We start from the raw sequence: 15,249 nt of genomic DNA on the forward strand, positions 1-15,249 counted from the left end.
CTTTTCACACTCCCACCAGTCTCTGAAGTAGCTCTGGGTCGCGGGCCCAGTTCAAAAGGTCATCGCGGGAAATCAGACCCTGGCGGTAGAGAGAAGCCAGGGCCGCGTCCATGGTCTGCATCCCCCAGCGCCCCCCGGTCTGCAGGTGAGAAGTTATCTGGTGTGTCTTACCCTCCCGGATGAGGTTGCGGATAGCGGGAGTGGTCACCATAATCTCCAGGGCCAGCACCCGCCCCGCACCATCGGCGCGGGGCAGCAAAAGCTGCGAAATCACCCCCTCGATTACATTGGCCAGCTGCACCCTTATCTGCTGCTGCTGGCCGGAAGGGAAGACGTCCACGATCCGATCCACCGTCTCCGCCGCCGAGGCGGTGTGCAAGGTGGCCAGCACCAGGTGCCCCGTCTCCGCCGCCGTGATGGCCGTGGCGATGGTCTCCAGGTCTCGCATCTCCCCCACCATGATCACATCCGGGTCCTCCCTCAGAGCCGCCCGCAGGGCCCGAGCGAAGGAGCCGGTATCCTGGCCCACCTCCCGCTGGTTAACGATGCTTTTCTCGTGCCGGTGCAGGTACTCGATAGGGTCCTCCAGGGTGATAATGTGCAGCCGCTTCTCCCGGTTGATGAGGTTGATCATGGCAGCCAAAGTGGTGGACTTGCCCGAACCGGTGGGGCCGGTCACCAGCACCAGGCCCGCCGGACGCCGCGCCAGGTAGGCCACCACGTCGGGTAGACCCAGTTCCTGAAAGGTGGGGATACGGGAGCTGAGGATACGGAGAGCCAAAGCCACGCTCCCTCGCTGCTTGAAGATGTTGGCCCGCACCCGCGCCACCCCGGGGAAGCCGAAGGAGAAGTCTATCTCACCTTCCTGCTCGAAGCAGGCGAACTGCTGAGGGGTCATGACCTCCTGGGCCAACCGGAAGGTATCCTCCGGCGCGAGGGGGCGGGTGAGCTCCTCCTTCACTCCCAGTCCCTCGCGCAAGCAGGGGTCGTCAAGGGGGTAAAGCACACCGTTTATCCGGAAAACAGGCGGCTTACCGGCGGTGAGATGGATATCGGAGGCAGACAGGCTGACAGCCAGGCTAACCAAATCAGCCACGCGCATCTGTTAGTCCCCCTCTTGATAAAGCACTCGCATAACCTCAGCCACAGTCGTGATGCCCTGACACACCTTGCTCACCGCGTCTTCTTTAAGCGAAATCATTCCTTCTTCCATCGCCGCCCGGCGCAACTCTTCCAAAGAAGCTTTTTCCAACACCAGCCGCTGCAACCGGGGAGAGACCCTCAGCACCTCGTGCACCGCCAAGCGACCGCGGTAGCCGGTGTAGCGGCAGTAATCGCAGCCGCGTCCCCGGTAAAGAGAGCCGTCGCACCTTTCCTTGCCTATAAAGGCCAGTTCCGGTTCGGAAGGATCGTGGAGTTCCCGGCAGCGAGGGCAGAGCCGGCGCACCAGACGCTGCGCCACCACCCCCAGGACTGAAGAGGCTACCATGAAAGGCTCCACTCCCATGTCCAGAAGACGGGTAAGCGCTCCGGGGGCGTCGTTGGTGTGCAAGGTAGAAAGAACCAGGTGACCGGTGGTGGCCGCCTGCACGGCGATCTCCGCCGTCTCCAGATCCCGGATCTCCCCCACCATGATGATGTCCGGGTCCTGCCGCAGGATAGAGCGGAGGTAGGTGGCGAACGTGGCTCCCGCTTTGACGTTCACCTGTGCCTGGTTTATCCCTTCCAGCACGTATTCTACCGGATCCTCTACGGTGACGATGTTTTTCTCCACGCTGTTAAGATAGGAAAGGGCTGCGTAAAGAGTGGTAGTCTTGCCCGAGCCGGTGGGCCCGGTAAGCAGCACCATGCCGTAAGAGCTCTGCAAGAAGCTCTTAAAAACGGCCAGGTTCTGAGGTGAAAAGCCCAGGTTCTCTAAAGTGAAACCTTTGAGCTGCTCCTTATCGAGCAGCCTTATTACCACCTTTTCCCCAAAGACGGTGGGAAAGGTGGAAACCCGCAGGTCCAGTTCCTTCCCTCCCGCTCGCGTGAGGATGCGCCCGTCCTGGGGCAAGCGGCGCTCAGCGATATCCATGTCGGCCATAATTTTGATGCGGGCCACCAGAGCCGGGGCCATGCGGCGGGGTAGGCGCAGAACCTCTTGCAACACACCGTCCACGCGGTAACGCACCCGAAACTCGCTCTCGAAGGGCTCCAGGTGGATGTCGCTGGCCCGCTCGTCCACCGCTCCGGTTATCAACGTGTTAACTAGCTGCACGATAGGAGCTCGGTCCACCAGGCCCTCTTCCACCACCGGCTCCTCGGACAGCATTCCGAGCTCCTCCAGTGCCCTTTCCACCTCCGGCAACCCGTAGTGGCGGTTTATGAGCGCCCTTATTTCTCTCTCTTCGGCCTGCATCGGCTCCACTTCCAAGCCGGTGAGCAGGCGCAGATCGTCAATGGTGGTAATGTCTAGCGGGTTGGTCATTAGAAGGAAAAGGCGCTTCCCTTCCCGCCGCCAGGGAAAGACCTTGCGGCTGCGGGCTAGTTCTTCCGGCACCAACTCTAAAACCTCAGGATCTACTTCCGACTCCCGTATAGAGGAACTAAAGCCGATGGCCTGGTCGAGCTCCTCCGCGGTTAGGTAACCCTGGCGCACCAGCACCTGGCCCAAGAGCTCCCCGGTGCGGGCCTGGATCTTCAAAGCTTCATCCAGCTGCTCCCTCGTTATGAGGCCCTCTTCTATGAGCTTCTCGCCCAGGCGCTTTCTTTTCTTTTCTAGCACTAGATAAAAACCCCCTGCCCGCCAGGACCATTTACTACATTAACTACATTCTTTTTATCTTTTCCTTAGCTGGATAGTATTTCGCCGTAACTCCCCTTTCTCCTTCCATCGGTCCAAAACTTTCCTCGCCGAAGGTGATAGCAGAAGCAAAAATTAAGAAAAGTGTTGTAAAAAAGATGCCCCACGCCTCCATAAAGAACTTTCAGTCCCCTTGTCGTCGGGGAAGGTTCTGCAACTCCGAAAGCTCGCGCACCTTGGGTAAAGATGAAACGGCTTTCAGTCCCCTTGTCGTCGGGGAAGGTTCTGCAACACCGAGCGGGAGATCCTTGAACAGGCCAGGGCCAGCTTTCAGTCCCCTTGTCGTCGGGGAAGGTTCTGCAACTCACCGCGGTTTCCTGCCGTTCGCCCTTGTGTCCCAAGGGTTCTGGCTGCCCGCCGCCTTTTCCAGGGGAGCCGATTTTTCGAAAATGGTCTTCTTGCACGAAAACCCCGCTCTCTTTCGAAAATTCGCCGGCACCTAAAACCCTTCTCTCCCAAGGACTACAGCCTCCGAGCTCTTTTTGGCACCCCGATTTTTTGCCAAAAACTGGAGCAAAACCACCCCATTTTCGAAAAATTCACCTGCCACTCCCTAAGCCAATTCTACATGCCGGACAAAATTCCTTCTTTTTCCCAGGACCAAACTTAAAATTTCTTGTCCCTCCCAGCTAATCTTTCCCAACGCCTAAAAAGTGTATGGCTCGCCCCACCATTAGCAGCATAAAGAAGGGGCTGCCTCTTTTGGGACAGCCCCCTCTGAAGTTACTTTTTCTCCGTGGCGAAAACGTGGTTGCCTATTTTCACCGTGACCGGTAGCGTCCTTATCCACCGATCAGTAGCTGTGTGCGGGTTATAAAAGAAGAGCGCGCCCCTGGTCGGATCACGGCCCCGCAGCGCCTCCCGAGCAGCCTCATAAGCTTCCGCGCTGGGCTCCAAATAAATGGAGCCATCGGCTACAGGTGTAAACTCGTACAGGCCGTTGGTGCGCTGGAAAATGACTCCCGGGATGCTTTTGGGGAAAGCCGGATGCCGCAAACGGTTCAAAACCACCGCTCCCACCGCCACTTGTCCTAAAAACTCCTCTCCTCGAGCCTCAGCGTGGATGATGCGCGCCAGAAACTCCAGGTCGCGAGCAGTGATGGCCCCCAAGCCGCGACTTTCTGGAATACGCAATACTTCACCAGGGTAAATTACCGGCGAGTCCAAATCGTTCTCCTCCATCAAATCCTCCAGGGCCACTCCGTGCGCCTGACTTATGTGCCAGAGGGTGTCTCCAGCCGCTACCAGGTAGGTCTTCTCCGCCGCAGCCGCTCTGCCCGCACCTAGCAAAACCAAGACGAGCAAAAGCCATGGCCACGTTCGTCGCATATCCAACCTCCTTCCCCAATGAAGGATTTTAACCAACAAACGTGGCCTTTATACGAAATTGGTAAGGAAAATTTTAGCTTTAGCGGCCAGCTTCTTTTTCCTGCCTCATGATCATGCGGATGTCGTGCTCCACCAACAATCGATACGGCCGGCAAAGGGCGATCAGGCGGGAAATAGTACGCTCCCCCAGCAACTCCTCCAGGTCCTCCAGCGCTACATTGGTAGTCACCACCACCGGCAGCCGATGGTTGAGACGGTAATCCAGGAGAGAGTAAATTTTCTGCCGCGCCCACTCGCTGTAAATGAAGGCCCCCAGATCATCCAATACCAGGAGTGGGACGGTCTTGGCCATCGCCAGTATCTCTTGCTCGGTGAAGCCTCCTTCCTCGTCGTAACTGGCCCGGATCTGGTCAAGAAAATCGGGGACCACCAGGAAAAGAACTTCTCGGCCCCCTTCCAAAACTGCGTTAGCAATGCAGCAGGCCAGGAAAGTTTTCCCCGATCCCACCGCTCCGGTGATGATAAGGCCCTCTTCCGCCTTCCCTGACAGAAAATCGCGCACAAAAGCCTTTGCCGCTTCGACCGCTCGCTTGGCCGATTCGCAATAAGTTATCCCCTTGCTCCCGTCCCGAATGTAAGGAGAATAGAAGCGAAAGTCGAAGCGGTCGAAGGTATAGTCTCGCATCTGAGAAGTTAGCTGCGATAGACTAAGTATGCGCTGGCGCAACCTCTGTTGCCGGCAAACGGGACAGAGGTAAGCCTTCTTCCCCCGCAGGATAAGGCCCCTACCCCCGCAGAGATGGCACTCCAACTAACCACCACCAGCCTTCTATGAAAGGTAAAGAGACTTGATGAGAGCTTTCTTTTTTTCGCTACTCCCGTTCCCTGTCCCCGATTTCTTTTTCCGCTTCTGCCGGCTGGCCGCGAAGTGCTGGTCATGCTCTTCCACTTCCCGCAAGGTCTTAAAGTTCTGCTTGCTCCATTCGCAAAGAATGCCGCCTATGTATTTGAAATTGCGCTTTCCCATCAGGACCGCCCGGCGCAACGCCTCCCGCACCAGCTCCGGCGGCATCTCCTGGCGCCATTTTAAGATTTGCTCCGCTTCCAGGGGAGAAAGTGGACGGCCGAACTCCCGCTCAAATAAGGAGTAAAGCCGACCAAACTCAGCATCCTCCCCAGGTTCTTCTCCAGCGGAGACATCTTCGCGCTGGATGGCTTCCAGTTCGCTGGCCCGCCCTAGGGCCCACATCTCCGCCAGCTTCTCAAACAGGGGCTGGAAATCAAATCCAGTAATCTTCTGGCCCTCAACATAATACTCGGTAAGCCCCAAAATCCGCTTCTCCAGCAATTGGTCGAGCTCCGCCGCGATTTCCTCCACACCCGCCGTGAGGTACTCACCCAGCTCCTCAGCACCGATATAAAGTTTATTCTCCTCCAGCCGCAGGCAAAGTAGCTGCAGCACGATGATCATTCCCAGGTCAGAAATGCCTATGCGCCGGTATGAGCGCAGCAGCAGGCTAGGCACGAAGAGCCCGTGCCCGGCCAAAAGATCGGTGCCAAAAGCGCTCACCAGATCTCCTTCACGATAAGTTTTGATGGGGCGCCCCCGCTTAGCTGGCAAGCTTCCTCACCTCCGAATACCTGAATAACTTCTCCCTGAAAACCGCCAAACCTTCATGGAAATTAAGGCTTCAACTGTACTGGAAGACCACAAACCACCAGGTATACTATATCGGCTGCTTGCGCGAGCGTTTGATTGATATCTCCCAGCAAATCTCGGAAAATTCTTCCCAGTCGTTCGGTAGGCACTAATCCCATTCCCACCTCGCTGGTGACCACCACAGTGCGCCCATCGCGTTGCCGTAAAGCACCGATGAGTTCCTCGGTCCGCCGCTGCACCTCTTTAGCCTCCTCGCCGGCCACCAGGAGGTTGGCAAGCCACACGTCCAGGCTATCGAGAAGCAGGGAACGATCTGCCGGCACCTGCGCCAAAACCAGCTGAAGCGCTTCGGGCTCCTCCAGGGTTCGCCAGTGCCGGGGGCGCCGGGAACGGTGAGCCTGAATGCGCTCTTCCATCTCAGCATCGGTAACCACCGCAGTGGCCAGGTAATAAACCTCTGGCTCTTCCAGCAGCAGACTCTCGGCGAAGCGGCTCTTGCCGCTGCGCGCTCCTCCCGTGACCAGCACTAAGTGGTTGCATCCCGCTTTGAACCGGGAAAAGGAAGCCCCTTCTTTGTGCCCTAGAGGGTACACCTCCATCCGATGACCGCTTAGCACTACCTCCGGGCATCCTTCCAGAAACCTCACCATCTGTTCCAGCACTTGCTCCAGATGCCACTCCCCGCCGGCCACCGTGGCAAGGGCTAGGACGGCCCGCTGCCAGGAGTTTTGTCCCTCCACCTCCGCCACCGCCACGTTGAAACGCCGCTGCAAACGCTCTACTACCCGCCGCAAACGTTGCCGCCGCTCCTTCAGCGAGGCAGCCCCGGGCAGGAAGAGTTCCACAACCAGCGCACCGCTCTGCATAACCCTCGCCTCCGCTCCTTGACGTTAAGATCGGAACTGTTTTAAGCTGTTAGCGAGCTGAATAAAGGAGGTTCCCTATGACCGTTCTGGCCTGGATTGTAGCTGTGCTATTCTTCCTGGCTGGCCTGGTTGGTATCCTTTTTCCGGTACTCCCCGGCGTGCCCCTCGTGTTTCTGGGAATATTGGCTTTCGGGCTGCTCACCGGCTGGCATAACTTCACCTGGTATTTTTGCTTGGCTCAGGCGGTTTTCGTGGCTGCCGCCTTTCTCATCGACTACCTGGCTACCGCCTGGGGAGTCAGGCGTCAGGGGGGCTCCCGGTTAGCCGCATGGGGCAGCGTGCTGGGACTGCTGGCGGGAGTGCTGCTTTTAGGGCCCCTGGGAATTGTGGTGGGTCCCTTTCTGGGCGCCTTTTTGGCCGAGCTCCTCCCCTCTCGCGGTGACGTTTACCGCGCTCTGAGGGTGGGCTGGGGCAGCCTGGTGGGGCTGCTAGGCGGCACCCTTATCAAATTGCTCCTGGCCGCCACCATGATCGGCTGGTTCCTGTGGGTTACCTTATACCCCTGAGCAGGGCGTGATGAGCTATAAGGGCTGCGCCCAGAGCTCCCACTATCTGGGGTTCTGGCGGCACCACCACCTCCATCCCCAACTTGTTGGCGAGCGCCTCGACCACGCTGCGGTTCTTGGCCACCCCTCCCGTCATAGTAACCGTGGGCTGGAGCGGGCCCAGGCGATGAACCATAGCCGCCACCCGCTCGGCGATGGCCTGACACAGCCCCAACGCTATTTCCTCGCGCGGTGTGCCTTGTCCAATTAGCGACACCACCTCCGATTCGGCAAAAACCGTGCACATGCTGCTAATGGCAGCCGCTCGCCGAGCTCGCGCTGCTAGCTCGGAAAACCCCTCTAGATCAGTCTCCAACGCCCGAGCCATCACCTCCAGGAAGCGCCCGGTTCCGGCGGCGCACTTATCGTTCATAACAAAATCTTCCACCACGCCTCCGGGACCCACCTTGATTACCTTGGAGTCTTGTCCCCCGATGTCGATGACCAGGCGGGTAGAGGGAATGAGGTGCACTGCCCCCCGGGCATGGCACGTGATTTCCGTAACCTGCCGGTGGGCGAAGGGGACGTTGACCCTGCCGTAACCGGTTGCCACCACGTATTCCAGCGCCTCCCGCTCCACCTGCCCCGCCGCCAGCGCTTCAGCCAACGCTTTCTCAGCCGCCTGCCGGCTGCTGGCGCCAGTGGCCAAAATACTATAACCCCGGATTTCTCCGGCGTCCAGTATCACCGCCTCAGCCGACAGCGACCCGATATCAATCCCTGCTACCAGCATATCTGATCATCCTCCTAATATTTCCATAAAAGCCTCCATGCGGGTGCGCGCCTGCCCCCAGCTGCACACCCTGCTGTCCACGCAGTCCCCCTCCAGTACCAAAAAAGGCAGGCCCCGGCGAGAAAAACATTGGCGCAGCACCTCCAACCCCCCCGAACTCTGCCGGCAACCCCAGTGGGCGAAACACACCGCACCGTTGCAAGCCCGCTCCTCAGCCAAGCGGGCCAGCGCCTCCGCCCTCCGGGTCGCCGGGCCATGGGCGAAGTGGCTCACAGCTTTATGCGCCAGGCTGGTGTAGGGGGCCTCTGGATCGAGTTCCAGCCAATACGCCCAGGTCAATTCCTCCGCCGCCAGTGTAGCTCCTCTCTGCGCCAGCAAGTTCATCAGGGAGGGATCGTGATAAGGCTTGAGGTGCAGCCAGAGCAAGCGGATCGAAGCCGGCGCTGGGGCCAAGTGCTCCAACTCGTCTGCTAGCAGCTCCAGGAGTTCGGCCCCTCGCGGGCTTCCCTGCCCCACAAAAATAAGATAAGTGAGATAATTAAGGAAAAAGTCAGGCGGCAGAGGTAGACTCCGAGTGCAACGGCAAGCCTCCACCCGCAGCAGAGCTCGGCGAAAACGCTCCGCCGCTTCCAGCGCCTGGGCAAGGTTCTCTTCGCTGGCCTCGCGGCCACCTAGTCGGGCCAGTTCCCGGTACAAATGGCGCAGCTGCCGCTCCACGTACTCCAGCGCCTCCGGGCTAGGCTCTGGAGGCACGTCCAGCAGCAGGAAAGGCACGCCCCAGCGCCGGGACAGGTTGGCGAAAAGCTGGGGGGCCCCAGCGCATAAGTGGGTGGAAGCGCACAGGACGGCAGGCTGGGGGAAGAGGGCCAACTCCAGCGCGCCCGCCACGCAGCGGTGGAAAGAACAGGCTTCTTTACCGTACCAACTTCCCTCGGCCTTCTCCAGACAGGAAGAAGCCAGGCCCAAAGCGGAAACCAGCGCCGCCGCCACCTCCGGAGAAAAGACCACGTAGCCCAGCGCGCGCACTAACTCGGTGGGAAAAAAGGCACTGGTGAAAACCACCGGAGCTCCTCGCGGCCGGAAAGCGCGTTCCGTCTCCTCCAGCGCGAACAGGGTGAGCTCGCGTTGGAAGCGGAGAGGAAAAGGAGAAGCGCGGGCCACGGATCGGAGCAAGCGGTAGGTCCAGGGGCTCACCAAAGCCTGGTGCTTAACCCCCTCCGCCACCCGCCTCCTTAACGCCCGATAAAAATCCACAGCTCAACCGTCCTCCTCTGCCTGCAGCATCTCTACCAGGGCCCTCAAGCGCACTCGCAGCTGTTCCCCAGGTTCACCGTACTCCGTTTCCACCCAGAGAAAAGGGAGTTTGCTCCGCTCCGCCCAGTCGCGCACTGCTACCAGCTCGTAAATGGCCGGGTCGCAGAACTTCACCGTGTGGTAAACCACCCCCCGCACCCCGAAGCGCTGCGATAATCCCTGCAGATAAGCGAGCCGACACTCCCGCTCCCCTACCAAGCAAGGACAGGGAGGGCGGCGCAAATAAAGGCGGGCCAGGCTGAGAAAAGGGTCGGGAGCTGGGGGGAATTCCGGAAGATCCAATTCCCTGTAACCGCCGCAGGTATCGTCTATAACCGGGCCAGCGCCGCAATCCTCCATCAGCCGGAGCAAAGCGGGCGGGGGCGGGCTGCCGGTCAATAGCAGCCGGGGCCCGCGAGACGCCGGAGCTAACTCTCCCCCCTCTCCCCGCAAGCGCCGATAGCGCTGGTAAGCGGATAAAGACTGCTCGTAGAGGTGAGCTCGGGAGCGGCGCTCCTCCATCCCACGCTCCAGCTCTTCTGATAACCGGGCCTCGTCCAAGCTCGCGGAACTCAAAAGCGAGAGTTCCTGCGCCAGCCGACGCAAGGAAGAAGCCAGGAAACTCTCGGCGGCCGGTGAAGAGCAGCGCGGCAGGGACAGATAAAAGGGTTTCGTATCTCTTAACAGCCGCAGGGCGGCATAAAGGTGCCCCAGAGCATGGCAGGAACTGACCACCAGCACCGCTTCCGGCCGCTCCTCTAGCACCTGAGCCAGGCAGGCTCGGGAATAACCGCAGAGATTAGCCGCCAGGTAGGGAGAAGCGCTTTCCCGCGCGTCCACCCCCCACAGTCGCCGCTCCTCCAGCCCCAGTGCTCGGATGAGCTCCCGGGGAGTGTAACTACAAATCCAGCTCACCGTGGCCATCCTTTTTCCTCCGTTGCTTCCAGAGGTCGGTCAGGCTAACGTTCTGAAGAGCCGTGCGAAACCGCTCGCGGAAATAGGGGTGCCGCTGGGCAATAAACTCCACTATCTCTCGCATCGCTTCCCGCTGCGTCTGCCCCGCATAAGGGCAAAGCGGCGCGAGCAAAGGCAGCCCTTCGCTGCGGGCAAAGTGAGCCACCGCCGCTTCGGGCACGTAACTGAAAGGGCGGATAAGGTGGATTCCGGCCCGTGGCAAATACACTGCCGGGCGAAAGGTGCGTAGGTAGCCTGCGTACACCAGGTTGAGAAAAAAGGTTTCGATCACATCGTCCAGATGGTGCCCCAGCGCCACCCGCTGGCAACCTAGTTCCGCCGCCTTGCTGTACAGTAAACCCGAGCGCAGCTTGGCGCAAAGCGAACAGGGGTTATCCTCCCCCTTCGACTCGATAATGCGGGAGATAGGGTAGCGCACCAGGTAGAAGGAAACGTCCAGCTGGGAGCACAAATCGGCCAGCGGGCCCACGTCCACCTCCCACCAGCCGGGATCGACCATCACAGCCACCAGGGAAAAAGTAAAATGCGAGTAATCGCGCAGGTGAGCCATGATGCGGAGGAGCGCCACACTGTCTTTGCCCCCCGATACCCCGACCGCCACCCGGTCTCCCGGCACGATCATCTCGTAATCTTCGATAGCCCGCTTCACGTAGCGCAAAAATCTAGGCTCCTTCACGCCCTCATTATGCCTCACCCGTGAAAGCAAAGCAACCCATCCCGAACTCCTGCGCGCGCCAAAGTCAGCGAGCAGGATTCTTTCACCACCGGAGCTCCGAGATCCGGCACAGCAAGCAAAACTCGCGCGGGGAGCCAGGTATCGAGACTCGCCGGAAGAAAACTTCACCAGCACCGCTTCCTCTATCTGCGAAAAAAAGGAAAGCCGCACTCTAGAGCGAAAGAATAAGATAGAAGCGGGGCGAAGAGAATAAGCCCGAGGAGGTTTGGCTTCATGTACAAGCAAAAGAAGAGCGTGGGAAAGGACGAGCTCGTGAGGTTCCTGGTGGACCTCACCGCCCAGATTCAAAATGGCTGCCTTCAGTTAGAGGACTATGTCATCGACCTACCCGGCGGAGCCGTGCTGGAGGTGGAACTAGAAGAAGAAGATAGCCAAAAACTAGAAGTGAAGATAAAATGGTTTCTGGGAAAAGCAATCCCGGAAAAGGAGGAGTAGCGCGATGCCCATCAAAGTGGGAATCAACGGCTTCGGACGCATAGGACGAGCCTTCTTCCGCGCCGTCTACCGCCACCCAGACATCGAGGTGGTGGCCGTCAACGACCTTACCAACTCCCACACCCTGGCCCACTTGTTGAAGTACGACTCAGTGCATGGCCGCTTCCCCGGCCGCGTAGAGGCCGAAGACCATGGATTCAAAGTGGACGGGCGGCTGGTTCAAGTCTTCGCTGAAAAGGACCCGGCTCAAATCCCCTGGAAAGAAGTGAACGCCGATTTCATCGTCGAATCCACTGGGCGCTTCACTAAAGCAGAGGACGCCCGTCGGCACCTGGAAGCCGGCGCGCGTAAAGTAATCATCACCGCCCCGGCCAAAGGGGAGGACGTCACCATCGTTATGGGGGTCAACGAAGACTGGTACGACCCGGAGAAGCACCACATCGTCTCCAACGCCTCCTGCACCACTAACTGCCTGGCCCCCATGGTCAAAGTGCTGCACGAGGGCCTCAAGGTAGTGCGGGGGGCGCTTACCACCGTGCACTCCTACACCAATGACCAGAACCTTCTGGACCTTCCTCACCGGGACCTGCGCCGAGCGCGAGCAGCCGCCCTTTCCATCGTTCCCACCACCACCGGGGCCGCCAAGATGGTGACCGTGGTCTTCCCTGAGCTCCAGGGTAAGATCACCGGCATATCGGTGCGCGTGCCCACGCCCAACGTATCCTTAACCGACCTGGTGGTGGAAGTCAGCCGTCCCACCACCGTGGAAGAAGTGAACCAGCTTTTCCAGCGGGCCAGCGCCGGGGCCATGCGGGGGATCATCGAATACTGCGAAGAGCCACTAGTCTCGCGCGACTTCAACGACAATCCCCATTCCTGCATCTTCGACGCCCTCTCTACCATCGTCATCGACGAAGTGCTGGTGAAGGTACTGGGATGGTACGATAACGAGTGGGGATATTCTTGCAGGGTGGCCGATCTCCTCCTTTACATGGCCAACAAAGAGCAATTGGTGACCGCGCCACGGATACCGATGCATGTTTAGGTCAAAAGCCGAGATAGAGAGAGAATATGTGCTTAATAACCGGTTTTAAAGCCATAAAAAGGCCGGTTTTGCAACTTGACAGCCGCTTAAAATATCCTTTAGACTTAGGTTTAGGAGCATGGGCTTCGCTTTCTTTTTGCAGGTGAACGTTCTTGTAATCACAATCAGTTTTAAAGGAGGGGATGGCCGGGCAGCAAAGGGGAAAGATACAGGAGAAACTGCCCTTTTGTCCCGAACCAAAATGCTTGACTCAGGAAGCGTTCCGAATAGGCGCCAGGGTGGGGGGCTAGCCCTCCTTCGCAGCCGGTACCGAAGAAGTCACCAGGATCGAGCTGCCAGAGTTGGCCTGTTGCGCCTTCGGAACTGAGAAAGGCAACCCTACGATAAGAATTTCAAAATCTCAGGAGGTGGCAAAATGATAGGACTGTACTTTAACAGGCCTATGCCCCATGGAGGAAGGCTCGTTGAGCGGGTTATCACTGACAAGAGTGTTGCTAAAAAGTATCTCGAAGCCTGCACGAAGTACTGCACCTTCTATGACATCAAGCCAACCCTTCACTACAAGAGGGGCGTTCCGGTCAGAAACGTCTATCGTGAGATCATGTCGGTCTGCTACGGATTTTTCAGCCCAGTAGAAGGTTCTATGACCAGCGCGGAGCTGGAAAGCGTTCTTTCCAAAAGAAGGCTCCTATCCGGGTGGGTCTTCCCCTATCCCATTCTCTTCGACATATCGAGGGAGGACTACAAGAAGCTCGGTGTGAGTGAGGGAGACAGAATTATTCTTAGGCTTAAAGGAAAGCCCTTTGCTATACTCGACATCGACGAAATTTATGAAGTTGACCCGGAAGAGCTCGCAAATAGGACCTTTGGTTCTCCGGAAAGCAATCCGGAGGTAGTCCGCGAGAAATTTGATGATAAACACCCTGGTTGGGTTATTTACAGGTCTTATCACCCCATCATTATTGCAGGAAAATACACTATAATTAACGAGCCTATCTTCAAACCGCCTTTTGACAGGTTCTGGCTCCCCCCGAGGAAATGCAGGGAGATCATGGAAAGTAAGGGCTGGAGAACGGCTATCGCTCACCAGACCAGAAACGTTCCCCATGTGGGGCACGAGCACCTTATGAAGAATGCGGCTTACACCGGTGACGTTGAGCCCTGCCACGGAATTCTTGTAAACGCCATAATTGGTGTTAAGAGAAGGGGCGATTACCCTGACGAGGCGATTCTGGAAGCCCACGAAGCAATAAGCAAGTATGGGTATATTAAACCCGAAAGGCACACGGTATCCTTCACCCTTTGGGACATGAGGTATGGTAACCCCCTCGAGAGTTTGCTCCACGGCATAATTCGTCAGAACATGGGCTGCACTCATCATATGTTCGGAAGAGACCATGCCGCGGTCGGCGAATACTATGACACCTTCGCTACCCAGACTCTCTGGCTGAAAGGAATCCCCAGCTACGGGTTCGATAAACCCGTGAATGAGGTAGATGGTGGACTGTTGATCAGGCCGCAAAATATGAGGGAGTTCTGGTATTGCCCTGTTTGCAAGGAGATGGCCTATAGCGAAAACTGCAACCACACCAAGCAGAAAGAAAAACTTTCGGGCTCCCTGATCAGAGGACTTGTAGGAGAAGGAGTTCAGCCACCCGTTGTTATCATGAGGCCCGAGGTCTTCAGGGTAGTTGTGAAGTGGTGGAAGAAGTTCAACTATCCCTTCGTCAACGAAAGATACGTCCAGTGGAAAGAGGAAGAGCTCGAAGTGAACCTTCCTGATCTAAGCTAATTAAAATCTAAAAAGAGGAGGTTGAAAAACATGGAATATACTCTTGAGGTTTTCCTTGATGATTACAGATTGGGAAAAATCAAGGGTTCCTCGGTCGAGAGCAACATCGAGACCGCTTTCGGAGGGGAGCTCAAAGTTCTCAAAGTGAAGGTTGGAGAAGAGGTAAAAGGTGACATTCTAAAGGCCTTTGAGACAGCTCGCATCGACTCTCGCGCATGTATAACTGACACTCCTGTAGCCTTCAAAAGGGCTCTTTTTGAGGAGATCGCGAAACAAAAGAGCCTTGGCGAAGAAGTAGTAAAGGCAGTGCTTGCAAATATCGACAGCATTAAAGAGCAGGCTGCAAAAGAGTCGGATTATTTGCCTGCGCCGGAAATAGAGACAGAATAGTTTTAAGCGTAAGCGCACTCCAGGGGGCTGTCCCAAAAGAGGCAGCCCCTTCTTTGTGTGGCAAATCGTAGGGCAAGCCAGGCGCTTCTCTTAGGTGTGGGGAAAGGATTCTGAAGAAGGGAAAGAAATTTTAACTTTGGGCCTGGGAAGAAGAAGGAAATTTCCCCGGCGTGTAGAATTGAGTTTGGAAAGTGGCCGGAGGATTTTTCGAAAAGGGGGTAGTTTTACTCCAGTTTTTGGCAAAAATCGGGGTGCCAAAAAGAGCTCGGAGGCTGGAGTCCTTGGGAGAGAAGGGTTTTAGGTGCCGGCGAATTTTCGAAAGAGAGCGGGGTTTTCGTGCAAGAAGACCATTTTCGAAAAATCGGTTCTCCTGGAAAAGGCAGCGGGCAGCCAGAACCCTTGGGACACAAGGGCGAACGGCAGGAAACCGCGGTGAGTTGCAGAACCTTCCCCGACGACAAGGGGACTGAAAGGCGTGACCCGTTCGTCTTCCCTCGGGGGGCCTACGAGTTGCAGAACCTTCCCCGACGACAAGGGGACTGAAAGTA

The 15,249-nt window shown here is 57.5% G+C and carries 15 protein-coding genes and 1 CRISPR repeat array (1 of these 16 only partly in view); of the genes, 5 read left to right on the top strand and 10 right to left on the bottom strand.

Annotated features, from left to right (window positions below):
- Positions 1-4 precede the first annotated feature (4 nt).
- From ACTLLP_RS08710 to cobU, 6 genes are all read right to left on the bottom strand, one after another.
- Entirely contained in the window at positions 5-1,102 is a 1,098-nt protein-coding gene (locus ACTLLP_RS08710; RefSeq protein WP_441058950.1) for a type IV pilus twitching motility protein PilT, read from the bottom strand.
- A gap of 3 nt (positions 1,103-1,105) precedes the next feature.
- Complete coding sequence (locus ACTLLP_RS08715) at positions 1,106-2,764, bottom strand: GspE/PulE family protein (protein ID WP_441058952.1); 1,659 nt, start codon at positions 2,762-2,764, stop codon at positions 1,106-1,108.
- A gap of 801 nt (positions 2,765-3,565) precedes the next feature.
- Positions 3,566-4,171 carry a cell wall hydrolase gene (locus ACTLLP_RS08720; RefSeq protein WP_441058954.1) on the bottom strand — a complete coding sequence of 202 codons (606 nt, stop codon included), beginning with the start codon at positions 4,169-4,171 and terminating at the stop codon, positions 3,566-3,568.
- 79 nt (positions 4,172-4,250) lie between these two features.
- Positions 4,251-4,982: an ATP-binding protein gene (locus ACTLLP_RS08725; protein WP_441058956.1), complete on the bottom strand. Its 732-nt coding sequence runs from the start codon at positions 4,980-4,982 to the stop codon at positions 4,251-4,253.
- Positions 4,983-5,000: 18 nt separating this feature from the next.
- Positions 5,001-5,792 (bottom strand): DnaD domain-containing protein, encoded by a 792-nt coding sequence (locus ACTLLP_RS08730; RefSeq protein ID WP_441058958.1) that lies wholly within the window; start codon positions 5,790-5,792, stop codon positions 5,001-5,003.
- Between the two features lie 62 nt (positions 5,793-5,854).
- Positions 5,855-6,697 (bottom strand): bifunctional adenosylcobinamide kinase/adenosylcobinamide-phosphate guanylyltransferase, encoded by an 843-nt coding sequence (cobU, locus tag ACTLLP_RS08735; RefSeq protein WP_441058960.1) that lies wholly within the window; start codon positions 6,695-6,697, stop codon positions 5,855-5,857.
- A 77-nt stretch (positions 6,698-6,774) separates the two neighbouring features.
- Here cobU and ACTLLP_RS08740 point away from each other — a divergent pair, with 77 nt between their 5' ends.
- Positions 6,775-7,263 carry a DUF456 domain-containing protein gene (locus ACTLLP_RS08740; RefSeq protein ID WP_441058962.1) on the top strand — a complete coding sequence of 163 codons (489 nt, stop codon included), beginning with the start codon at positions 6,775-6,777 and terminating at the stop codon, positions 7,261-7,263.
- On the opposite strand, the gene ACTLLP_RS08745 is transcribed toward ACTLLP_RS08740, so the two are convergent.
- Genes ACTLLP_RS08745 through ACTLLP_RS08760 form a run of 4 tightly spaced genes read right to left on the bottom strand, consistent with a single transcriptional unit; the run spans position 7,247 to position 10,952 of the window.
- Complete coding sequence (locus tag ACTLLP_RS08745) at positions 7,247-8,035, bottom strand: acyl-CoA dehydratase activase (protein WP_441058964.1); 789 nt, start codon at positions 8,033-8,035, stop codon at positions 7,247-7,249. The genes ACTLLP_RS08740 and ACTLLP_RS08745 overlap by 17 nt on opposite strands.
- Before the next feature lie 6 nt (positions 8,036-8,041).
- The gene (locus tag ACTLLP_RS08750; protein ID WP_441058966.1) at positions 8,042-9,289 is read right to left on the bottom strand and encodes a 2-hydroxyacyl-CoA dehydratase subunit D; all 1,248 of its coding nucleotides are present in this window, start codon (positions 9,287-9,289) and stop codon (positions 8,042-8,044) included.
- Between the two features lie 3 nt (positions 9,290-9,292).
- Positions 9,293-10,252 carry a 2-hydroxyacyl-CoA dehydratase subunit D gene (locus ACTLLP_RS08755; protein ID WP_441058969.1) on the bottom strand — a complete coding sequence of 320 codons (960 nt, stop codon included), beginning with the start codon at positions 10,250-10,252 and terminating at the stop codon, positions 9,293-9,295.
- Entirely contained in the window at positions 10,227-10,952 is a 726-nt protein-coding gene (locus ACTLLP_RS08760; RefSeq protein ID WP_441061738.1) for a tRNA 2-thiocytidine biosynthesis TtcA family protein, read from the bottom strand. The genes ACTLLP_RS08755 and ACTLLP_RS08760 overlap by 26 nt, the downstream gene beginning before the upstream one ends.
- A 300-nt stretch (positions 10,953-11,252) precedes the next feature.
- Between ACTLLP_RS08760 and ACTLLP_RS08765 the strand changes: the two genes are divergently transcribed.
- The 4 genes from ACTLLP_RS08765 (at position 11,253) to ACTLLP_RS08780 (ending at position 14,701) form a co-directional block, all read left to right on the top strand.
- On the top strand, positions 11,253-11,474 hold the full coding sequence (locus ACTLLP_RS08765) for an amphi-Trp domain-containing protein (protein ID WP_441058971.1): 222 nt from the start codon (positions 11,253-11,255) through the stop codon (positions 11,472-11,474).
- 4 nt (positions 11,475-11,478) lie between these two features.
- Positions 11,479-12,519: a type I glyceraldehyde-3-phosphate dehydrogenase gene (gene gap, locus ACTLLP_RS08770; RefSeq protein ID WP_441058974.1), complete on the top strand. Its 1,041-nt coding sequence runs from the start codon at positions 11,479-11,481 to the stop codon at positions 12,517-12,519.
- 415 nt (positions 12,520-12,934) lie between these two features.
- Complete coding sequence (gene sat / locus ACTLLP_RS08775) at positions 12,935-14,311, top strand: sulfate adenylyltransferase (RefSeq protein ID WP_441058977.1); 1,377 nt, start codon at positions 12,935-12,937, stop codon at positions 14,309-14,311.
- Positions 14,312-14,341: 30 nt separating this feature from the next.
- A complete protein-coding gene (locus ACTLLP_RS08780; RefSeq protein WP_441058979.1) occupies positions 14,342-14,701 on the top strand; it encodes a DUF6955 family protein in 360 nt (119 codons plus the stop codon).
- Positions 14,702-15,137: 436 nt separating this feature from the next.
- Positions 15,138-15,249: direct repeats of the CRISPR family, unit length 37 nt; unit sequence GTTGCAGAACCTTCCCCGACGACAAGGGGACTGAAAG; it runs 448 nt beyond the window's last position.

This window comes from Desulfothermobacter acidiphilus (genome assembly GCF_052073645.1).
Taxonomy (GTDB): domain Bacteria; phylum Bacillota; class Desulfotomaculia; order Desulfotomaculales; family Ammonificaceae; genus Desulfothermobacter; species Desulfothermobacter acidiphilus.

Excerpts from the sequence above, each read along its gene's own strand:
- ACTLLP_RS08710 (WP_441058950.1), bottom strand. The coding sequence starts at position 1,102 with ATGCGCGTGGCTGATTTGGTTAGCCTGGCTGTCAGCCTGTCTGCCTCC.
- ACTLLP_RS08720 (WP_441058954.1), bottom strand. The coding sequence starts at position 4,171 with ATGCGACGAACGTGGCCATGGCTTTTGCTCGTCTTGGTTTTGCTAGGT.
- cobU (WP_441058960.1), bottom strand. The coding sequence starts at position 6,697 with ATGCAGAGCGGTGCGCTGGTTGTGGAACTCTTCCTGCCCGGGGCTGCC.
- ACTLLP_RS08740 (WP_441058962.1), top strand. The coding sequence starts at position 6,775 with ATGACCGTTCTGGCCTGGATTGTAGCTGTGCTATTCTTCCTGGCTGGC.
- ACTLLP_RS08745 (WP_441058964.1), bottom strand. The coding sequence starts at position 8,035 with ATGCTGGTAGCAGGGATTGATATCGGGTCGCTGTCGGCTGAGGCGGTG.
- ACTLLP_RS08755 (WP_441058969.1), bottom strand. The coding sequence starts at position 10,252 with ATGGCCACGGTGAGCTGGATTTGTAGTTACACTCCCCGGGAGCTCATC.
- ACTLLP_RS08765 (WP_441058971.1), top strand. The coding sequence starts at position 11,253 with ATGTACAAGCAAAAGAAGAGCGTGGGAAAGGACGAGCTCGTGAGGTTC.
- gap (WP_441058974.1), top strand. The coding sequence starts at position 11,479 with ATGCCCATCAAAGTGGGAATCAACGGCTTCGGACGCATAGGACGAGCC.
- sat (WP_441058977.1), top strand. The coding sequence starts at position 12,935 with ATGATAGGACTGTACTTTAACAGGCCTATGCCCCATGGAGGAAGGCTC.
- ACTLLP_RS08780 (WP_441058979.1), top strand. The coding sequence starts at position 14,342 with ATGGAATATACTCTTGAGGTTTTCCTTGATGATTACAGATTGGGAAAA.